The sequence below is a fragment of the Verrucomicrobiia bacterium genome (genome assembly GCA_036268055.1).
Classification (GTDB): Bacteria; Verrucomicrobiota; Verrucomicrobiia; order Limisphaerales; family Pedosphaeraceae; genus DATAUW01.
On record DATAUW010000021.1, the window covers coordinates 53,719 to 75,629 of the forward strand.

General features: G+C 56.9%; 17 protein-coding genes. 10 read left to right on the plus strand and 7 right to left on the minus strand.

From position 1 onward, the window contains the following. Positions 1–22 precede the first annotated feature (22 nt). Entirely contained in the window at positions 23–1,159 is a 1,137-nt protein-coding gene (locus VH413_14680; GenBank protein HEX3799936.1) for a substrate-binding domain-containing protein, read from the minus strand. A 162-nt stretch (positions 1,160–1,321) separates the two neighbouring features. Between VH413_14680 and VH413_14685 the strand changes: the two genes are divergently transcribed. From VH413_14685 to VH413_14720, 8 genes are all read left to right on the plus strand, one after another. Beyond that, positions 1,322–5,233, plus strand: coding sequence for a LamG-like jellyroll fold domain-containing protein (locus tag VH413_14685; GenBank protein ID HEX3799937.1), 3,912 nt, complete (start codon positions 1,322–1,324; stop codon positions 5,231–5,233). Between the two features lie 20 nt (positions 5,234–5,253). Then, on the plus strand, positions 5,254–6,108 hold the full coding sequence (locus VH413_14690; protein HEX3799938.1) for a type II secretion system protein: 855 nt from the start codon (positions 5,254–5,256) through the stop codon (positions 6,106–6,108). 13 nt (positions 6,109–6,121) lie between these two features. Continuing rightward, complete coding sequence (locus VH413_14695; protein ID HEX3799939.1) at positions 6,122–7,075, plus strand: dihydrodipicolinate synthase family protein; 954 nt, start codon at positions 6,122–6,124, stop codon at positions 7,073–7,075. Between the two features lie 30 nt (positions 7,076–7,105). Beyond that, complete coding sequence (locus VH413_14700; GenBank protein ID HEX3799940.1) at positions 7,106–8,056, plus strand: dihydrodipicolinate synthase family protein; 951 nt, start codon at positions 7,106–7,108, stop codon at positions 8,054–8,056. Positions 8,057–8,068: 12 nt separating this feature from the next. Further along, a complete protein-coding gene (locus tag VH413_14705; protein ID HEX3799941.1) occupies positions 8,069–9,244 on the plus strand; it encodes a sialidase family protein in 1,176 nt (391 codons plus the stop codon). Positions 9,245–9,306: 62 nt separating this feature from the next. Continuing rightward, on the plus strand, positions 9,307–10,314 hold the full coding sequence (locus VH413_14710; GenBank protein ID HEX3799942.1) for a kelch repeat-containing protein: 1,008 nt from the start codon (positions 9,307–9,309) through the stop codon (positions 10,312–10,314). Beyond that, on the plus strand, positions 10,311–11,546 hold the full coding sequence (locus VH413_14715) for an MFS transporter (protein HEX3799943.1): 1,236 nt from the start codon (positions 10,311–10,313) through the stop codon (positions 11,544–11,546). The genes VH413_14710 and VH413_14715 overlap by 4 nt, the downstream gene beginning before the upstream one ends. A gap of 52 nt (positions 11,547–11,598) precedes the next feature. Further along, a complete protein-coding gene (locus VH413_14720) occupies positions 11,599–12,330 on the plus strand; it encodes a platelet-activating factor acetylhydrolase IB subunit (GenBank protein ID HEX3799944.1) in 732 nt (243 codons plus the stop codon). A 56-nt stretch (positions 12,331–12,386) separates the two neighbouring features. Here the strand turns inward: VH413_14720 and VH413_14725 are convergent, their stop codons facing one another. The 6 genes from VH413_14725 to VH413_14750 all read right to left on the minus strand — a co-directional run bounded on the left by VH413_14725 (position 12,387) and on the right by VH413_14750 (position 19,660). Then, the gene (locus tag VH413_14725) at positions 12,387–13,016 is read right to left on the minus strand and encodes a hypothetical protein (protein HEX3799945.1); all 630 of its coding nucleotides are present in this window, start codon (positions 13,014–13,016) and stop codon (positions 12,387–12,389) included. Between the two features lie 90 nt (positions 13,017–13,106). Beyond that, positions 13,107–14,240, minus strand: a complete 1,134-nt coding sequence (locus tag VH413_14730; GenBank protein HEX3799946.1) for a response regulator — start codon at positions 14,238–14,240, stop codon at positions 13,107–13,109. Positions 14,241–14,253: 13 nt separating this feature from the next. Further along, entirely contained in the window at positions 14,254–16,746 is a 2,493-nt protein-coding gene (locus VH413_14735; GenBank protein HEX3799947.1) for an ATP-binding protein, read from the minus strand. Position 16,747: 1 nt separating this feature from the next. After that, a complete protein-coding gene (locus VH413_14740) occupies positions 16,748–17,353 on the minus strand; it encodes a YfiR family protein (GenBank protein HEX3799948.1) in 606 nt (201 codons plus the stop codon). A 22-nt stretch (positions 17,354–17,375) separates the two neighbouring features. Beyond that, the gene (locus tag VH413_14745) at positions 17,376–19,298 is read right to left on the minus strand and encodes a TonB-dependent receptor (protein HEX3799949.1); all 1,923 of its coding nucleotides are present in this window, start codon (positions 19,296–19,298) and stop codon (positions 17,376–17,378) included. A gap of 206 nt (positions 19,299–19,504) precedes the next feature. Further along, positions 19,505–19,660: a hypothetical protein gene (locus VH413_14750; GenBank protein HEX3799950.1), complete on the minus strand. Its 156-nt coding sequence runs from the start codon at positions 19,658–19,660 to the stop codon at positions 19,505–19,507. Between the two features lie 433 nt (positions 19,661–20,093). Here VH413_14750 and VH413_14755 point away from each other — a divergent pair, with 433 nt between their 5' ends. Further along, positions 20,094–21,149 carry a sensor histidine kinase gene (locus VH413_14755; GenBank protein ID HEX3799951.1) on the plus strand — a complete coding sequence of 352 codons (1,056 nt, stop codon included), beginning with the start codon at positions 20,094–20,096 and terminating at the stop codon, positions 21,147–21,149. After that, positions 21,142–21,804 carry a response regulator transcription factor gene (locus VH413_14760; protein HEX3799952.1) on the plus strand — a complete coding sequence of 221 codons (663 nt, stop codon included), beginning with the start codon at positions 21,142–21,144 and terminating at the stop codon, positions 21,802–21,804. Before VH413_14755 ends, VH413_14760 begins: the two co-directional genes overlap by 8 nt. Positions 21,805–21,911: the final 107 nt, after the last annotated feature.

Here is a 21,911-nt window from a genome sequence, read left to right on the forward strand (position 1 = left end):
CTTAGCCCAATATTTGGCCGGTCTAAGCGAGCGTCTCGCCGGAGATGAGTTGGGGGATGATGCGGTAATCACGGGCGCGGGCGTTTCCGCCGGAGACCATTTCGAGGACGACCCGCGACAGCTTGTGCGCGAACAAAAGCGGGTCGGCGTGATAACGCGCCACGGAGGGCACGACATATTCCAGAAATGAGTCGTGATCGCGGGCGACCAGCGCCGCCGCTTTTGGAAATTGCACTCCGCGGCGCACGAGATGTCCGAGCGCAGTCAGCGCATGAGTGGGCCGCGAAACCAAAAATGCCGTTGGCCGTCTTTTGCGTTCGAGCAAGCGATCCAGCCGCGTGCAAATTCCCGCGACCGTTCCGTCGTGTTGCGCGACGATGGCCTCAACGTCATTTCCAGCCGCTGCGCCAGCTTCCAGAAAACCATGTTCGCTTTCGAGGTCGCCACCGGCGATGGATCGAGGATTCAGCAACGCCACGCATTTGTGGCCACGTGCGAGAAAACATCCCACCGCATGGCGGCAAGTGGCCCGATAATCCACGTCCACGGAAGGCAGGCCGACATCGGAATAGCGGGAACCGGGAATGACCGCCGGGAGTCCGTGGGCGGAAAACCACATCTGCATGGCGTGAGTCGAGAGATAAAGCAACCACGCCGCGGGCCGCAGCCGCGTGGTCAATTCGGACAACCCGCGATCCGGCCGCGCGGAGTAACAGTTGCGCTGGGTGATGAAATCCAGCGTATAATTTTCCTTGTTCAAGGCTTCGCGCAATTCATCAATCCAAAACAACACCCTCGGATCCACGCCCTGCAAGGGTAGCGGTGAAAGAATCACCACCTGGCGGCTTCGCGCCATCAGGCCGCCCTTTTTTTCCGTCACGATCAAATGCCGCCGCCCGCGGCTGCCCGTGATCAAACCTTCATGCGTCAAGCGCGCGAGCGCGGCGCGCAGGGTCATGCGGCTCAAGCCCAGTTGCAGGCAAAGTTCCCGTTCGCTGGGCAGTTGTTCGCCGCCTGGGCGGGTCGCGATGTGCTCCTTGAGGATCGCGGCGGTTTGCGCGACCAGCGAAAGTCTTTTGGGCGGGCGGAGCATGGTGTTGGATGAATAACCAAATACGGAGGTGAAGTCACGACGGAACGTGCCAGGGAAAAACATCATTATCTGGACAAGGAGAGAGTGCGTCGGGTTGGTGGTTGTTCGTGAATGAGAGGCCGCGGGTTGGTTGGAGGCAACTGGTCTAATAAAAAGATACGTTCAAGCCGCTTGTTGTCGTGCGGCTGTCCATTAACTTTATCGTGACCACAGCAACCAACCAAACGTATGAATACTTCAACTGCCTCCATCGCTCGCGCTGCCGCAAATCTTGGGATGTTCGTAGCGCGGCGGATTCGGTTGTCTCTCCCGATCACGCGGCTGGCGGCCTTGGCGATTGGTTCGGCCATTTCGGTTCAAGCCCAGGAAATCGGCTATTGGCACTTTGATGAAAAAGCGCCGGGCAACACGTGTGATACCAATACGGGCGCGATCATTGATTCCAGCGGGAACGGCCACAACGGCACGGCCGGGGTTGCGATTCCGTACGTGACGGGCAGCCCAGGTTACGGCAGCACCTCGGCGCTGACGTTCAATACAAATAGCAATGATCGCATTCTCGTGCCGGACGCCGGCACCAGCGGCGTGTTCAATTTTGCTTCGAGCCAGAGTGTGACCATGGAGGCGGTCATCCGTTCCGCCAGCACCGGCCAGGGCGGCAGCGCCAATATTATTTCCAAACAAGGCGCGGTCGTGGGCAGTCCGATTCCCGGCGAATGGTATTTCCGTCTCTTGAACGGTAAACTTCGTTTCTCGGCGAACGACGGCACCGGTTTGCGGACGGCCAATGGCGTTACCCTCATCAGCGGCGATGGCAAATGGCATCATGTCGCCGCGGTTTATGACGCCAGCGCGGCGCAGTTGCGGGTCTATTTGGATTATGTGCTCGAAGGCACGGCCAGCACGACGTTCAGCGCGATCGTGGGGAATACCAACGACCTGTGGCTCGGCCAGCAAAACAATGGCGGCGCCAAGTTCGATGGCGATATTGATTTCATCCGCTTTTCCTACGGCGCGCTCGCCCCGACCAATTTTGTCCAGGCCTCCACAACCATCGCCAATTTGTCCCCGACGAATGGTTCGATCTTCGTTTCGTCCTCCACACCGGCGAGCTTCACGGTCGGATCGTCGGCTGGAGTTCAGGCCAGCAATATCACGGTAACGGTCAATGGCAGCAACATCACGAGCCAGTTGGTTTTGTCCGGCGATAACAACAGCCGCACCGTGACGCTGCCGCCGCTCACGGCCAATGTGCTTTACAACATCAATATTTCCGCCGTGGACAGCACCGGTTTCCAACTCAATCAACCGTGGTCCTTCGACACGTTTGCGAATGATGATTTTTCCTTCGAAGGCGAGGACTACAATTTTGGCGGCGGCCAGTTCATTGATAATCCCGTGTTGACCAGCGCGGACGGGCCCAACAGTTATCTCGACCAACTCGGCATGGAGGGAATTGATTATCATCAGATCAACACACCAGTGTTGACCCAATATCGCATCGGTGATCAGGTGGGCACGGCGGTATGCCCGGACACGTTGCGGCAAGCTTATATTACTGCGCAGGCTTCGGACCCCGGCGTGGCGGATTATATGGAGCGCGACAATGCGGACACGGAATGGCTCAATTATACGCGCACGTTTCCGGCGGGCACTTATTATGTATATGCGCGCCTGGCCAACCCGGGAACGATTCCTTCGGTGATTCAAATGGACGAAGTCACGTCCGGCAGCACGACCACCACGCAGACCACTTCGCCCATCGGCGCTTTCCGCACGCCGCCTTCCGGCAGCACGACCGATTATGAATTTTCACAACTCACCGATGCGCTTGGCAATGGAGCGACAGTTTCCCTGAGTGGAGAACGGACTTTGCGGCTGACCTATGTCACGGCGGGCGCGAATGTTTTCCTGAACTATCTCGTCTTTGTTCCGGTCAATGGTACGGCGGCGCCTTTCATCACGTCGCTTTCGCCTATCGCGGGGGCTGGCAATGTAACGTCGGGAACGCCGCTGCAAATTTCCCTGCGCAATGCGGACACGACGGTCAATACCGGCACCATTCAACTTAAAGTGGACGCGAACGCGGTGACGCCATCCGTCACGCCCACGAGCCTGGGCGCGAATATTTCTTATACTCCGGCGAGTCTCGCAGTTGGATTGCACACGGCCACTTTGTTGTTCACCGACAGCGCGGCCAACACCGTGAGCAATCAGTGGTCATTCTTCCTCGCAAGCCAACCGGTGATGGCCTACTGGAAATTCAATGAGCAAACTCCCGGCAATCTCGCGAGCACGAACACTGGCGCAATCCTCGATTCCAGCGGCAATGGCCACAACGGCACGGCGAATGTTCCCATGAGTTATGTCGCGGGGAGTTTCAATTTCGGCAACAGCCCGGCATTGCGTTTCACGACCAGCAACGATCATGTTTTGGTGCCTGACCTGTCCGGCGTTTTCGTGTTCACGAATTCGTTCACGATGGAGGCGGTTGTCCGCTCGACCAACAACACCTCGACGATGGGCGCGATTCTCGCCAAGAACGGCACGACGGATGGCGAGGGCGAATATTGGTGGCGGTTTCCGGGCACGGCCGGCGGCCAGCAGGAGTTTGGAATGGACGGCGTTTTCCTGGTCGGCACCAACGTGATCAATGACGGCCAATGGCATCATGTGGCGCTGGTCTATAACCAGACGAACAACCTCGTGCAGCTTTATGCGGATTATCAGGTTGAAGCGACGGCCACCCATACTTTCACCAATGCGATTGGGCGCCCGACTGATTTGTGGCTCGGCAGTTTCATCAATGGCGGCAGCGAACTCGATGGCGATGTGGATTTCATCCGCATCAGCAGCGGTGCGTTGACGACGAACCAGTTCGTGCAAAAGACTGCTGCGCTTCAGCCGGTCGCGAGTTCGTTTCTCCCGGCCAATGGCGCGAACAATGTTTCGCCGACTCCGTTGATCGAGGCGGTGTTTCAGAATCGCGATACTTCCGTGGCGTTGAATACGCTCAAGCTATCGGTTGACGGCAACGATGTGACTTCCGCGGCGACCACATCGTCGTCCGGCACAACCTCGCAAGTGGATTACACACCCGCCACGCCGCTGTCCGCCGGCGCGCATACAGTGGTCGTCACATTCAACGACTCCGCCGTTCCCGCGAACATGCTGTCGAATACCTGGAGCTTCACGACCATCTCGACCATTCCGGTGCTGGCGTTGTATCAATTCAATGAGAAGCCCGTTGGCAGCATGGCGGACCTTGCGCCGGGAGCGATCGTGGATTCCAGCGGCAACGGCCACAACGGCTCGATTTTCCTGAACGGCGGCGTTGATCCGACGTATGTGCTCGGTGAAACCAATTACGGCGGCACTCCTGCGTTGAACTTCACTTACGAAGCGACAGGCACGAACATCATCATCGTTCCTGACACAGCCAACAAAGCGTTCAACTTCAACCGCAGCCAGAGCATTACGATGGAAGCGATCGTGCGCACCAGCGCCAGCAGCCAGTCGGGCGTGGGTTGCATTCTGGCGAAGCAGATCGCGAATCCTGGCGAATGGTATTGGCGTATCGCGGCGACCGGGTTGCAGCGTTTCTCCGCGAACAACGGTGAGATTCTCAAAACCGTGAACAGCCTCACCTCAGTCTATGACGGCCAATGGCATCACATCGCGGCGGTCTATGACGGGTCCACGCAGCTATTAAAAGTCTATCGCGATTACAAATTGGATTGCACTCCCGTGCCGTCAACGTGGACGACGTCCGCGCTGGTGGGCAATACGAATGAAGATTTGTGGATCGCCGCGCAGCAGAGCGGCAGTTCGCGTTATGATGGAGACATTGATGAAATTCGCGTGACGAGCGCGGCGCTGGATCCATCGTGGTTTATACAAATGGGAGCGAGTGTTGTATCGTCGCCGGTTTCGCTGGTGGGCATCACGGTTGGAAACGGGAGCTTCTCCTTCGGTTTCAGCACCGTGAACAATCACTCGTACGTCGTGCAATCTTCGCCTGCGCTGGGAGCAGGGGCGGTGTGGATGGATGTTCAGACTGTGCCGGGCGATGGGACAGTTAAAACGGTCAGCTATGACACGACCGGGCCACAACTATTCTATCGCGTGCGCGCGAATTAATCCTGAGCGTTTTTAAGTTTATGAAAATCATTCTTACGAAAATGGCGGAGCCGAGCGCCCCGGCGGCGCGGCAGCACTGCCCTACCTTGTTGCGTGCTTTTACGTTAATCGAATTGCTGGTGGTGATTGCCATCATCGCGATTCTGGCTGGACTGTTGTTGCCGGCACTGAGTCGCGCGAAGACGAAAGCGCAGGGAATTCAATGCATGAATAATGTCCGCCAGCTTGGGTTGGGGTGGATCATGTATGCGGGAGACAACAATGAAGTGCTGGCGTTGAATCTCCAGAGTCAGGCGGGTACGACTGGTTTCACCACCACCTGGGTTTCCGGCGTGCTGGACTTGGCGAATAGCACGGACAATACTAACCTTTCGCTGATCCAACACAGTATGTTGTTCCCTTATTGCAACAACGTGGATGCGTGGCATTGTCCGGGCGACAAATCGGTCTCTGCCAGCGGCGTACCACGCGTGCGCTCGGTTTCGATGAATTCCTGGCTGTCTGAAGGCCGCCTGTCGGAGTCGCCGGGTTATCGCGTCTATAAAAAAACCAGCGACCTCACCGTGCCCGGCGCCAGCCAGACGTGGGTCATCATGGACGAACGTGAAGACAGCATTGATGACGATTATTTCGCCGTCAACATGACGGGCTATCCCGATTCGCCGCGCACGAGTGTGTGGGCCAATTATCCCGGCTTCTATCACGGCGGGTCGGCGGGGCTTACTTTTGCCGATGGCCATTCGGAATTGAAACACTGGATGGACCCGCGCACCACGCCTCCGCTATCCAAGGGCGTGCGCATTCCTCTCAATGTATCTTCGCCGAACAACCCGGATTTGGTTTGGTTGCAGGCGCGCAGTTCCGCGCTGGATTGATTTGAAAATGTCTATGAAATTGAAATTAAACGGATTGATCGCCGCGCCGTTCACCGCAATGAACGCCGACGGCAGCCTGAACCTGCCCATGATTGAGCAGCAGGCAAAATTGTTGATCGAAAATAATGTCCAGGGCGCGTTCATCTGTGGAACCACGGGTGAAGGAATGTCGCTCTCGATGGAGGAGCGGCTGCAGGCCGCGGAACAGTGGATGGCGGCAGCGAAATCGCTGCGCATCATCGTGCATGTGGGCCATCACACGGTTGCCGAAAGCCGCACGCTGGCGGCGCACGCGGAACGCATCGGCGCACACGCGTTCGCCACGGTCGGCCCGACTTTTTTCCGCGCCTCAAATGTGGAGCAGCTTGTGAATTATTGCGCGCAAGTCGCGGCGGGTGCGCCGAACCTGCCCTTTTATTATTATCACATTCCCGTGATGGCAGGGGCCGATCTGCCGATGCACGATTTCCTGAAACTTGCCGGCCCGCGCATTCCCAATCTGGCGGGCATCAAGTTCACGCACGAAAATCTGATGGATTACAGCCGCTGCCTTCACCTTGAGGACGGCCGCTATAATATTCTATTTGGCCGGGATGAAATTCTGCTTGCGGCCCTGGCGATGGGCGCACCCGGCGCGGTCGGCAGCACTTACAATTATATGGCGCCGGTTTATCATCGCGTCATGGAGGCATTTGCCGCGGGCGATATGGAAGCCGCCCGAGGTTTTCAAACGCTGGCAATCAATATCATTGCAGTGATGAGCCGCCGGGGCGGACTTGCCGCCGGGAAGGCCATGATGAAAATGATCGGGCATGATTGCGGGCCGGTCCGCGCGCCGCTGCAAAATTTGTCGCCGGAAGCATTGGAGTCGCTCACGCGCGAATTGAAGGCCGCCGGCTTTCCGCTCGCTCCGGGCGTGAGCGCGGCACGCGGCGGAAAATCTTTCGCGGGCACGGCATCCGCTTGAGGGATTGTCGCGCGCCTTCAACTGGAATAAATGTTTCCGCTCTCCGCCACCGATATTTCTGGCAACTGGGCCACGGTCATGCTGCCGGTGAATGCGGATGACTTTATTGACTGGGCGCGCGTTGAAACGCAGGTGGACGCGCTGATTGAGGCGGGCGTCAATGGCATCTACACCAACGGCACGACGGGTGAATTCTGGTCGCAGACGGAGGGCGAGTATGACCGATTGAGCCGATTGGTCGCGGAGCGATGCGACCGCGCGGGCATGCCTTTTCAAATCGGCGCCTGCCATGTGAGCCCGCAACTGACCATTGAGCGCGTCCGCCGCGCGCGTGATTTGAATCCTGGCGCGATTCAGATCACGCTGCCCGATTGGTGGCAGCCGAACGAAACCGAAAGCATCGCCGCGCTGAAGCGTTTTGCCGAAGCCGCCGCGCCGGTGGGATTGGTGCTCTACAATCCGCCGCACGCCAAACGAAAATTGACGCCTGCGGATTTTGGCCGGCTGAAAAATGCGGTGCCGGAAATTGTTGGAGTAAAAGTCGCTGGCGGCGATGCCCAATGGTATGAAGCCATGCGGACGGAGATGACCGGATTATCCGTGTTCGTTCCCGGCCATCAGCTCGCCACCGGATTGAAACTCGGCGCGCAGGGTTCGTATTCGAACGTCGCTTGCTTGCATCCGCGTGGCGCGCAAGTTTGGTTTGAGTCCATGCGCATCGCGCCGGATGCGGCACTCGATCTGGAACGCCGCATCCAGGATTTTATGAACCGTCACATCGTTCCCTTTCGGGACGTTCACGGTTTCAGCAATTTCGCGCTCGATAAATTATTGGCGGCCATCGGTGGATGGACGAATGCTGGAACGCGGGTGCGCTGGCCGTACAGTTCGATTCCCATGTCCGAGGCGAACCGTCTCCGGCCCATCGCGCTCGAAATGCTACCGGAAATATTGGAACCATCCGCCTGCCGCGCCGTTTAATTTTTATATACTATGAAAACATTGATTTCGAAAATCCTGCTTGCCGCCTGCCTTGTTGCGGGCGCTTTGACTTTGGTTGTTCACGCTGAAACCGGTCCCGAAACGACGCCGGTTTTTGTTTCGGGACAGGATGGTTATCACACGTATCGCATCCCCTCCATCGTCGTCACCACCAACGGCACGGTGCTTGCGTTTTGTGAAGGCCGGAAAAATAGCCGAAGCGACACCGGCGACATTGACCTGCTGCTCAAACGCTCCACCGATGGCGGAAAAACCTGGAGCCCGCAGCAACTGATCTGGTCGGACGATGCAAATACTTGCGGCAATCCCACTCCGGTCGTGGATCGCGATACCGGAGTTATCTGGCTGCTGGCCTGTTGGAATCGCGGGGTGGACAAGGAGGCTGGAATCAAAACGAATACGGCGCTCAATACCGAGATTCGCGATCGCCGCCGGATCTTTGTCATGCACAGCGCCGACGATGGAAAAACCTGGAGCGCGCCGGAAGAAATTACCCGCGCCGTGAAAAAAACCGATTGGGGTTGGTACGCGACGGGACCCGGCAACGGCATTCAGCTCACGCGCGGGCCGCATGCGGGGCGCATTATCATTCCCGCAAACCATTCCGAGGCGAATAAAGACTCCGCCCATGCCGCCACTCGTTCGCATGTTTTTTTCTCGGATGACCACGGCAAAACCTGGCAGCTTGGCGGCACGGAGGAACCGGAAACCAACGAGTCCACCGTCGCGGAATTATCCGATGGTTCCGTGATGCAAAATATGCGTTCCTATCACGAAGGACATCGTCGCGCGGTGGCGACCAGCCAGGACGGCGGCGCGACCTGGTCGCCGCTCCGGCTTGATGACGCGCTGATCGAGCCGATCTGCCAGGGCAGCCTCCTGCGCTGCACGTGGCCGGGCAACGGCGAAAAAAGCCGGTTGATTTTTTCCAACCCGGCGAGCCTGAAGCGGGAAAAAATTACGGTGCGCGTGAGTTACGACGAAGGCCAAACGTGGCCGGCGAGCCGCATGCTTTATGACGGTCCGTCCGCGTATTCGTGCCTGACGATGCTGCCGGACAAATCCATCGGCTGCCTGTACGAATGCGGCAAAAAAACCGCGTATGAAAGTATCGTGCTGGAAAGATTCCCGGTGGCTTGGTTGGATGAGGGTCGCACAACCCAATGAAGGAACGCAGCCATCGCCGTTTTTTTGTAAAAATTATTACGCTGCTAAGCGTCCTTGTGTGTATGCCTGTTGTTAGTGCCAAATCGGATTCAGCGAAATCGGATTGGAAACAGCTGCCGAATCTCCCCGACCGCGTTGGTTTTGCCGGAGCATTTGCAGGGGTGAGCCACGGCGCATTGATTGTTGCCGGTGGCGCGAATTTTCCCGGTGCGATGCCTTGGGACGGCGGCCAAAAAGTTTGGCATGATTCCATTTTTATTTTGCCGAAGCCCGGCGGCCAATGGGCGACCGGTTTTAAGCTGCCGCGCCCGCTAGGTTATGGCGTTTCTGTCACTACGCCGACCGGTGTGTTGTGTTGTGGCGGCTCGGATGCTCAACAACATTTCCGCGATGTGTTTTTGCTCAGTTGGCGCGATGGAAGAATTGAAATCAAAAATTTTCCGCCGCTACCGCTACCGCTGGCCAACGGTTGTGGTGCGTTGATGGGCGATGTGCTTTATGTCGCGGGAGGCATTGATACTCCGACCGCCACCAATGCGTTGAATAATTTCTGGTCGCTCGATTTGTCGCATACTAATGCCGGATGGACGCAACTGGGACCCTGGCCGGGACCGGCGCGGATGCTTTCGGTAGCGGGTGCGTGGCACGGAAATTTTTATTTATTCAGCGGCGTTTCATTGGCGGGAGACGCGGCGGGCAAACCGGTGCGCCGTTACTTAACCGATGCTTATTGTTTTACTCCTGGTCATGGCTGGAAAAAGATTTCGGACTTGCCACGAGCGGCGGTGGCCGCGCCCTCGCCCGCCGCGAACTTTGGGAACGAATTAATTATCGTCAGCGGCGACGATGGACGACTCGTAAATTTTGAGCCAAAATCCGCGCATCCCGGATTTCCGAAAACGGTGCTTCACTACGAACCGCATGCGGATAAATGGACCGAGTCCCGCGATTCCCTAATATCACGAGCGACTGCGCCGATGACCGTATGGCATAATCTCGCCGTGATTCCCAACGGCGAAGCGCGACCCGGCTATCGCACGCCGGAAATGTGGGGACTGGCTTTGAAATGAATCTGCCCCGCGCTTCCTTCTACGCCTGGGCGGTGGTCGCCATGCTGTTTCCCGTTGCGCTGCTGAATTACCTCGACCGCATGATGGTCGCCACGATGCGGGAATCCATTCGCGCGGATATTCCCACCATTGCGAGCGACGCGGACTTTGGTTTTCTGATGGCGCTTTTCATGTGGGTCTATGCTTTTCTCAGTCCGATCGGCGGTTATCTCGCGGATCGTTTTAACCGCCGCTGGATGGTCATCCTGAGCCTGCTCATCTGGTCGCTGATGACGTGGCTGACCGGACACGCTCATACCTTCCGCGAAATGGCCTGGACTCGAGCGCTGATGGGCATGAGCGAGGCTTGCTACATTCCGGCGGCGTTGGCGTTGATCGCCGATTTTCATCCGGGCGCCACCCGCTCGCGCGCCATCGGCATTCACATGTGCGGCATTTATGCCGGGCAGGCGCTTGGCGGCGTGGGTGGTTATATCGCGGATGGGAGTTCATGGCGTAATGCGTTTTATTGGTTTGGCGCGGCGGGAGTGGGGTACGCATTTTTTCTCATGTTCGCCTTGCGAGATTCTCAAAGGCAAATTGCGGATGAGAATTTGAAAAGAGAAAATGTCCGGTTCTGGCGTTCAACGCGGGTGCTGTTAAGCAGCGGCGCATTTCTAATCCTGGTGATTTATTTCACGCTGCCGGGCATCGGCGGCTGGGCGATCAAAAATTGGCTGCCTACATTTCTCGCGGCAAATTTTAATTTGCGACAAGGACCGGCGGGCATGTCCGCGACGGGTTATGTGACCTTCGCCTCGTTTGCGGGCGCGCTCCTCGGCGGGTTGCTGGCCGATCGGGCGATGCGCTTCACGCCGCGCGGGCGAATCTATGTCACCGCCATCGGCATGGCTCTTTGCGCGCCGGCGTTGATCGGTTTGGGCCATGCGGGTTCACTTGGCTACGCCATCGTTTGCATGATTTTGTTCGGCCTGGGCTTTGGATTTTTTGACACCAACAACATGCCGATTCTCTGCCAGATCGTGCGACCGGAATATCGCGCCACCGGTTACGGCATCATGAACCTGATCGCCGTTGCCGCGGGCGCGGGCGTCACTGTGCTGATGGGCGCGATGCGAGATCGTGGAATTTCGCTGGGCGTGGTCTTCACCTTGTGCGCCGCCGCCGCGTTGCTGGGAGGGTTGCTGATTTTGCTTGTCCGTCCCCGGGAGGAAATCCAGAAACCCGCATGACTCATTTCTTCACCTCCCTTGAAACCATTAATCAAATAATAACTCTCGCGTTATGAAAAAAACTTGTTTGTCTCTGCTGATTATATTGGCGCTTGGCGGCCTTTTGTCGCCAGCTTCCTCACTGGCTGAAAACACGGCTTCCACTCCCGTGCCCCGAGATGCGAAATGGCTTCTCCGTCATGAGGGTTTTATTGAGCAGGCGAAAAAGGGCGGCATTGACGTTCTTTTCGTGGGCGATTCCATCACCGACCATTGGCGCGATCGCGGTTCAAATGTCTGGGAAGCTTTTTACGTGCCGTTGCACGCCGCCAACTTCGGCATCAGCAGCGACCGCACGCAGCACGTTCTTTGGCGCATCGAAAATGGCGAGTTGTCGGGAATCCATCCCAAGGTAATCGTGCTGATGATTGGCACGAACAACACCGGCAAGGAAAAAGACAAAAAAACCATTCGCAACACTCCCGCTGAGGTCGTTGAAGGCGTGAAAGCCATCGTCGAGGAAATGCGCGCCAAACTTCCCGAAACCAAAATTCTGTTGCTGGCCATTTTTCCGCGCGCCCAGCCGGGAGATCCTTTCCGCACCGAGATCAATGAAATCAACACCGGCCTCGCCCGCCTCGATCATCCCGGGACGATCACCTATCTGGATATTGGCCAGAAATTTCTTGAGCCCGACGGCACGCTGTCGCGGGACATCATGTCCGACCTACTGCATCCGACTGAAAAGGGATATAAGATTTGGGCGGACGCCATGAATCCGACGCTGGATAAGATGATGAAGTGAGCGAATCGGCGGAACGAAATTCAAGCCATCGCATGGATGAGCGATGCTATGCGCAATCACGGACAGTCGTCGTTCAAATTGTTGAGACCTTCATGATCAACGGAAAAATTCACGGAAGTTTTTTCACCGTCGCGGGTGATCTTGATCAGGAAGATGGTGTCGTAATCGTTGCCAGGCCAGGGAGCGATTTGGGTTGAATCTCCGCCGTTGTCCTTGACCACATTTTTCGCGAAGTCATCGAGCAACGCGTGTTCCCAGGCCATGAAGACGGTCGCGCTCCGGTATCTGGGATTCTCAAGTTCTTTCTCCAGCCCTTTGATTTCGCGATAGCCGAATTCTGTGTTCACAGGGAGGCCGCAGCGAATGGCGGTGGGTTCGATGGTCATCAATGGGCGAACGTAATAATAGCCTTCCTTCCCGTCCACTTTCTGCGCGGTATTTGGCGCAAAAATGAACTGCGGCGTGCCGTATTTTTTGAGCAATACCTTCGGCAAGGCCAGCGCGCGATTGAGGCCGCGGCAAGTCAGTTGCCCCAGTCCGCCACGCGGTTTTTCACCGTGGCGAATGCACACAAGGGTTTCGACGGTTGGACCAACCGGCGCATTTGAAACGGGAGAATTCGTTTGGGCCGCGACGTGAAATGGAATTGCCAAGCCCGTCAGGAGCACTGTGATCAAAATTTTCATGCGTTGATATTTATAGAAAAATGCCGCGAGGATTGACGCAAAAAATTGCCAGCGAGGCAACGCCCTTTTGGCCGGTCACTACACGCGCTTTCACCCGGGAATCGTGAAATGGAAAGTCGCGCCCTCGCCGGGGGCGGCATCGGCCCAGATGCGGCCTCCATGTCTTTGAATGATGCGCTGCACGATGGACAGGCCGACGCCGGTGCCATCGAATTCGGTTTGCGCGTGCAAGCGCTGGAAAACGCCGAAGAGTTTTTGCGCGTCCTTCATGTCAAAACCGGCTCCGTTGTCGCGCACGAAATAAATTCGTTCACCGGCTTTTTCTTCAAAGCCAACTTCGATCACCGCGGGATTTTTGCCGCGCGTGAATTTAAACGCGTTGGAGAGAAGATTGATGTAAACCTGTCTCAGCAATGACCAATCGCCGCTGCAATTCGGCAGCGGGCCGACGCGGATGTCCAGCGGCCGATCGCCCTGGTCTTTTTTCAACTCCTCGAGCACTTCCGCGACGAGCGCGGAGACATTGACGTCCCCGCGTGAAAGGTGCTGGCGTCCCAACCGCGAGAACTTGAGCAAATCATCAATCAAGATGCCCATGCGCCCCGTGCTATAGGTGATGCGTTCGATGAATTCCTGCGCCTCCTCCGGCAGTTGGTCGGCATGGTTCAATTTCAGAAGTTTGGCAAAGCCTTCGATGTGACGCAACGGACTGCGCAGATCGTGGGAAACAGAATAGCTGAATGATTCCAATTCCTTGTTCGCCGCTTCCAAGTCCAGCGTGTGTTGGCGGACGCTGGCTTCCAATTCCGCATTTCGCGCGCGCAACTGCCGCACGGCCAGCGCGCGGGCCACCACCGGCAGCAGCACGCTCAGCTTAAAAGGCTTGAGCATGTAGTCGAAAGCGCCGGACTTCATGGATTCCACCGCTGTTGAAATCGTGCCTTCGCCGGTCATGATGATTACGATCAGCGAGGGGTCCAATTCCAGGGCGGAGCGCAAGAGGGTGATGCCGTCCATCTCGGGCATCATCATGTCGGTCAGCAAGAGGTCAAACTTCTGTTCGCGAAGATGCGCCAGCGCGGCTTTCGACGAGGCGAAGCCCGTGGTGTTGAAGCCCTGATCTTTTAACGTGTTGCAGAGCGCCTTCATCTGCGCCACCTCATCGTCAACGATCAGGAGCCGCGCGGACGTGCTGTCGGTGGTCATGGCGTCGTGATTTGGCATCGCTTAATTTTGCTCAAGAGTTTTTGCCGCGCAAGCAGCGAGTCAACGCCTCGCGGAGTTCGCGCAGCTTGGGCGGCTTGTTGAGCACCTGGTCCACATGCGGCGGCACATCGCCCTCGATGATCAAGCGCTGGCCCCAGCCGGTCAGCAGGATCACCGGCGTGGAGGGAGAGGTTTCCTTCACCGCGCTGGCCACTTTGCGGCCATCCACATAGGGCATGCCTAAATCAGTGAAGACGACGTCAAAGGATTCTCCTCGCGACAGCGTTGAACGGAATGTGTCAATGCCGGCCTGTCCTCCGTTCGCGGTGACGACGAAGTGTCCGTCGGTTTCCAAAATATCGCAAAGCGATTTGATAAGCAGGGGATCGTCGTCCACCACGAGCAGGCGCAGTCGTGATGGCAGAACGTAAGGCACTGCTGTCTTCGTGGCTTCGGCAACCGCCTCGGCAGGCACGGGAAAATTCAAGCGCATGGTGGTCCCGCGGCCCACGGCACTGTCTATCTCAATCTCGGCGCCATGACGGCGAACGGTTCCGTAAACCATCGCCAGTCCCAGGCCGGTGCCGCGTTCGCCTTTCGTCGTGAAGAACGGTTCGAGGCATCGGCGGCGGGTGTCTTCCTCCATGCCGACGCCGGTATCGCTGACTTCCACATACAGACGTTTGCCGTGAGCCTGTGCGGGTGTCATGGATTTTGGCCACGCCAGTTTGGTGCGCAACGTCAGCGTGCCGCCGTCCGGCATGGCATCCACCGCGTTAAAGATAAGATTGATGAGCGCCTCGCGGATTTCACTTTCGACGCCCATGACGACGGGCAGATCGGGTTCGAATTCCGTGGCTAATTTAATCATGAAACCGCGCTGCTGCGGCATGTCGCTCCAGCGGGCGCGTGAAAGGTCTATGACCTGTTTCATCAAATCATTGATGCGAACGGGCGTGGGCGCCAACTGGGTTTCCCGCTGGCGATAAAACTCGCGCATGCGCGCGACCGTGGCAGCGACGTCTTCGATGGCGTGTTGAATTGTTTCCAGATAACCGCGCGCCCGGGTGCTGAGATTGGGCTCATTTTCCAGCAGGGATTCCGTGTAAAGCGCGACCGGCGAAATGGCGTTGTTGATGTCGTGAGCGATGCCGCTGGCCATCTGGCCCAGCGCGCGCAGACGTTCCTGCTGCATGACCGCCTGCTGGGTTTGCCGCAAGTCGTCGTAGGCTTGTTGCAGGGCATCGTAAAGCTGCGCCTGATGCGCCGCGAGCGCGATGTGTTCGCTCAACTGCTTGAGGAATTCGCATTCGCCACTGCTGAAAGCTTTCGGCTCGGTGCGCCCGGCGAAGAGGACGCCGAAGACCTTGCTCTCGACCAGCAGCGGCGCCACGACAATCGAGCGCACGCCGGCGCGCGCGAGCCGTTTGGGAATCGGGAAGTGAACCTGGCTGGTGTCAGACTCATACACCAGATGCCCGCGCACGCAACGGGCGAGGCCATTTTCGCCAACGGGGATTTGCGCTTTTTCCTGCATGTCCAAATCCGCGGCCAGCTTGGCGCTGTTTTTTCCCACGCTGGCGATGGTGAGGCTGCCCGCGCCGGACGGATCGTAGATGCCGATGCAACTGAAGTTGACCGGCAAGTGCTCTTCCAGATTGCGAATGGCAACCTGAAAAATGTTCTGAAGATTTTTGCGTTCGCCGATGGCGCGGGTGATCTGATTGAGCAATTCGAGGCGGGCGAGTTGCGCCTGCACACGGCCCTCGGCGTGTTTGCGTTCGGCGATTTCCGCGCGCAAGGTTTCGTTGGCGGTATTCAAGGCGGTTTCCCGCTCGGCAATGCCGGAGAGCATCTGGTTAAAAGCGTCGGTGAGCATGCCGACTTCGTTGCGACCTTGTGGCGGCGCGCGGACGGTATAGTCCTTATATTCGGCAATGGTGCGGGCGGTTTCGGCCAGCGCAAGGATCGGCACGGAAATGGGACGCTGCAACGGCCCGGCCAGAATGAAGGCCAGGACGAACGAGCCGCAAAGAACGAGGAGCGCGATGCCGCCAAAGAAACGCAACCGTTGATAAACTCCCGCGAGGTCGGCCTGAAGAAACATCGTGCCAATGGTTTTATCCCGGAGAATGATCGGGCGAAAAATCAACAGATGCCCATCAATAAATTGATGGCCCGCGGGGCCCGGCTTCGCGGGGAATACGACCCGGCCCGAACGGATATAATCGGCCAGCCGTTCGCCGCGCGCGTTATAAATACTGGCGGCCATCACGAACGGCTCAGCCTGGAGCGCGCGCAGTGATTCGCGCGCGGCGTCTTCATCCTGGAATGACACGGCTGCGCGGGTATTCGTGGCGAGCACATCGGCGAGCACGGTCATGTCGCGCACCATGGCGCGGCGGAATTCGTAGAGTTGAAACGCGGCGAGCGCGGCGCAGGCGAGCAACAACACCACCGAACTGGCCAGCACGATCACCAGCGTCAGCTTGCGTTTGATGGGGAGATGTTGGAGGCGATGCATATCACTTGAGGGTTGCGCCGGGTTCGGACTCCACGATCTTTCCCAGGCTGAGCAGTTGGGAACTGATTTTCAGGCCCCGCTGTTGCGCCGCTTCGGGGTTCAATTCGAACCTCACCTTTTTTCCATCCAAATAAAAATTGATCATGCCGCCGTGACTGGCAAAGCCCTGCGTCTCACTCACGGTCAACACCGGGCGGTCTTTCAAGGTGGAAAGAATATCCGCCATGCGCGACTTTTCCGATTTGCTGACAAAAATAAGCTGGCAGTCGCGGAGGTCTTCAAGCCGTTTGGCCCGCTGAACAATCAATTTATGGTCCAGCACGGTCTGGCCTTGAACGGTTTCGTCCAGTGCGGCGCCGAATGGGTCATCGCCCAAAATGCCGATGACAAAAGGCGTCTGGGCATTGGTGAAAGCATTGCCCGGCCATTGGACGAATTGAACGAAATTATATAAGAATGCCGCCTTGAGCTGGTATTCTTTCGAGACCGTCGTCTCCGCATCGCTTTGGCCCGGGGTAAATGCGAAGCTGGATGCCGCGAGGCAAAGCAGCAGAAACCGCACAGCCCGGGCGGCTCGAGAAAATACGTTTTCGAGCGCGAGGTTCATCAGTAGTTAGTGCGGGGGCCAATTACCATCGGATGGATACTTTGCCGTAAAAGCTGCGCCGGATGGCATCTGCATCGGCTGTGCCCGGAACTCCAAATTCGTAATGGCTGTCATGCAAAAGATTTTGGCCGACGAGGGCGAGTTCAAGCCACGGCTTGGGTTTCCAGCCGATGCGCGCGTCCATCTCAAAATAACTCGGAACGGTTGCGGGAGAGCCATTGTTATTGACGCGCAGGGAATCCACCCAGCGCAATTCGTTGTCGAGTTCGATATTCTGCGGCAGATCGAACGAGGAGCGGATGGAAAATTGATTGGCGGGATCGGCGGTTTCGTTGAGCGCGTGGGTGGCATCCACCTGGCCGGGTTTGACGTGAACGCGTTCGTTGAGCAGGCTGTATCCGCCGTGGAGACGCCACCAATCGCTCACCTGCCAGTCCGCGCTCAGTTCAAGCCCGCAAGTTTGCGCGGTGAGATTATTCTGAAAAGTTTCGGGAAGAAAAAACGGCGGCGGTCCGGGTGAGACGCTTCGGATATTGTCATAATCGTTGAAAAAAGTGGAGAGAGACGTGGACAGTTTGGGGCCCAGTTCGGCGCGATAACCCAATTCATAGGCGACGACGGTTTCCGAAGTGAAACTCTCGGAGCCATTCAGGATGCTCGAAGGGAATCCAAATAGCGCAATGATTGGAGGCACTCCCGTGGGCGTGCGCAATTCGCGGTCAATGCGGGAGGGTTCGCGGACGGCGCGGGAAATCGCGCCCCAGATCATCTGATTGCTCGTCACATTCCATTGCAAACGCCCGCTCGGCTGGACTTCCCAATGGGTGTAGTCATTATGATCCAGTTTCGTTCCGAGAGTCAGGATCACTTTTGGGCCCAGCTTGATTTCATCCTGCACGAAACCGCTGAACAGATTTTGTTTCAAGATAGGCGGAAGAAAAGTTGTGGTCGGCGCTCCCTGGAGTGAATCGTAAGTAAATCGGTAGCCGAGTCCCCACGCGACGCGGTTCCAATTCAGTAATTGGAAATGATGTTGAAAATCCACGTCATAAGTATCGAGCGTGTCTTTTAAAGTTCCGGCTGGTTCACCAAACGGTACGATAAAATCAAAAGATTCATTGGTCTTGGGCAAAGCGAGGTGCGTGCGGTCATAATATACCTGCAACGTCATGTCGGAGTCCTCGGAGAAAGGATGCGACCACCGGCCGAGGATATTTCCGCCGCTTACGCCGGAGTTGCCGACGCTGGGCTGAATGTCTTCGTTCCCAGTGAAGTAATCGCCTTGCAGAGTGAATGTGTTCCCGGGAATGTTTTCGGCATCAATCCGAAAACCGCCGCGCCCCTGCCGCCACGAATCGCCGCCCGAACCAAGAGCGTGTGGATCGCCCGGCGATTCATCGCCGCGATTGAAATATTTGCCATAAACCCGGTAATAGACATTGGAGGCCAGGACACCGCCGTAGCGCGCGGCGGCGAATTCGCGAAGCTCGGTTCCACCGCCGGTTTCGGTGTAAAGCCCCTGCGTATCCTTGGCGCTCTTGCTGGTGATGTTAATGACGCCGTTGACCGCGTTGGCTCCCCAAAGCGTGCCGCCGGGTCCGCTGACGACTTCAATGCGGTCCAGATCTTCCAGCAGATAATCCTGCATGTCCCAAAGCACGCCGGAAAAAAGCGGGGTGTAAACCGTCCGGCCATCCATCAACACCAAAAGTTTATTGGCGAATTGGCCGTTGAATCCACGGGCGCTGATGGCCCAGCTGGAAGAGTTGATCTGCGCCACGTTCAAATTGTCGGCAAGGCGCAACGCTTCTGGAATGCTGCTCGCACCCGAGCGCCGGATTTCGTCCTGCGTGATGACTTGAATGGCGGCTGGCGCTTGCAGGTAGGGTATGGGCTCCTTGGATACCGAGGTGACATCCTGGTTCATCAACTCTTCCAGGCTCATTTTTCTATAGGCGAACGGACCCTGGGCGGACGACGGAGCAGCATTGGTGGCGGTCGGGGAATCGGCGGTGGGGGGTGCTTCATTGGTCGCGGCCGAAACGGCGCACCCGCTTAATAGAGCGGCACTGAAGAAAAATATTTGCGCAACTTTTTCCAACCTGATTTGCCAGGTTTCGAACTGGAACCGGTGACTTAGGTTGCGATACGTCATGAATAGTCAGGGCGCGAAATATCCAATGAAACAAACTCCGGCAGATTGGGAGGAACAATCGCCAGCCATAGTCCAGCTTTTCCAGGCGCCTGCGCGAGGTTGGGCAGGCCTGCCTTGCATCCCGATATAGGCACTAAAATTCCAGCTTTCATAAATGAGCCACCGCGGACGTGCTTCTCTGATACATCGGCGCGCCGGCATAGGCAAGCCATTCCTTATATCGGTTTTTAGCGTGAAAAGTTTAGCCGTTAGACGGGTGGATTAAAAAATAACCAGACTATAAGTGCGGCTTCTAAAGGATAGAACGGACTGGCCATCGCTTTTTTCTGAAAACCAAAATTGGATAAAGATTGGCAACCTATAAAGCGAATTATCGAAGGCATACTATAAGAAGGGTATAAAATGAATATGTCACTTATCGTCGTCTATAAGGCATTTTTAAGGAGCCTCATTAAAGCTGTTTAAATTATTAATTTTTTCCTGGAAGTTCGCCGAGGCAGCTTTAGAAAATAATAAATTAAAAGGCAAATGAGGTGGACGAAAGAATCTGGCTGAATTTTACCCGCCGGTGTTATACTTCCAGAAATGAAACAGAGTCCCAACCGGGCGAACGCATTTTTTATCCTCGCGGCGGTGGTGTCGGTTTTTGCGGTGGGCTTCGTGGATTATGCGACGGGCCGCGAGATCACGTTCTCGGTTTTTTATTTGCTCGCGGTGGGAATGGCGGCGTGGTTCGTGAATCGCGGGTTCGCGATTTTTATCTCGGTGTTGAGCGTGGTGGTGTCGGTGGCGGGTGATCTGGCGTCGGGCGCGCGTTATCCCAATCCGCTGGTGCCGATCTGGAATGCGTTCATCCTGCTCACTTTTTATCTGGTGGTCGTCTGGCTGCTGGCGCGGTTGCGGTCGCTGCACAATGAATTGGAGGCGCGGGTGAAATTGCGCACGAACGAACTTACCGAACAGATGGGCGAGCGTGAACGGCTGGAGCGCGAGTTGCTCGAAGTCAGTGACCGGGAGCAACGCCGCATCGGCCAGGATTTGCACGACAGCCTTTGCCAGCATCTCACGGGGACGGCGCTCGCGGGACAGGTGCTGGAGGAAAAACTCGCCATGCGAAATGTGCCCGAGGCGGCCGATGCCAGCAAAGTGGTAGAACTGGTCGAGGAGGGGATCGCGCTCTCGCGCAAGCTCGCCAAGGGTTTGCATCCGATCGAAATGGAGGCGGGCGGTTTGATGCAGGCGCTGGAGGAATTGGCGGCGAACACGGGTGATTTGTTTAAGGTGAGCTGCCGTTTCGAGTGCGATTCGCCGGTGTTGATTCACGACGTGACGGTATCGGGGCATTTGTATCGCATCGCGCAGGAAGCCATCAGTAACGCGATCAAACACGGCAAGGCGAAAAATATTGTTATCTATCTCGAAGCGTTGGATGAAGGCATTACGTTGCGGGTGCAGGATGACGGCGTGGGTTTGCCGGAGCCGTTGCCGGCGCATAATGAGGGCATGGGATTGCGCATCATGGACCATCGGGCGAGCATGATCGGCGCGGTGTTCAGCGCGCGGCGCGGCACGGCGGGCGGCACGGTGGTGACTTGCACATTGCGCCAGGAAAATGTTCCGGCGAAAGGTTCACGTGAATAAACCGAAAACAAAAATCATTTTGGTGGATGACCATCCGCTGGTGCGCGAATGGCTGACGAACCTCATCCATCAGCAACCCGATCTCGTGGTTTGCGGGGAGGTCGAAACGGCGTCGGTCGCGCTGACTTCCATCGCGGCGTCGAAGCCCGACGTGGCCATCGTGGACATTTCGCTCAAGGATAGTTCGGGCATTGAACTGATAAAGAACATCAAGGCATCGCATCCGGGCGTGGCGGTGATCGTGCTTTCGATGCATGATGAACGGCTTTATGCCGAGCGCGCGTTGCGGGCGGGCGCGCGCGGTTACATCATGAAGCGGGAGACGACCAAGAACGTCATCGCTGCCATTCGCCGGGTGCTCGAAGGGAAATTATATGTCAGTGAAAAGCTGGCGGCGTTGCTCGCGGAAAAATTTGTGGACGGCCCGGCGCTGGACGTGAGGTCGCCGATCGAGCAACTCAGTGATCGCGAATTGGAAGTTTTTCAAATGCTTGGGGAGGGTTATGAAACCAGACAAGTCGCCGAGGCGATGCATGTGAGCATGAAAACGGTCCAGGCTTATTGCGCGCGCATCAAGGAAAAGCTGAAGCTGGCGAACGCCACGGAACTTTTGCGCGAGGCGATTCGCTGGAATGAGAAACGTGCGGCGGATTGAGTTCAGGAAATGCCATTTGGGGCGCATATATATGGTCTTCGTCCGGCGTGTAGGGTCTCACCCTACAAAATAAATATCCCGCGCCTAACATACGATTCGACAGGGGA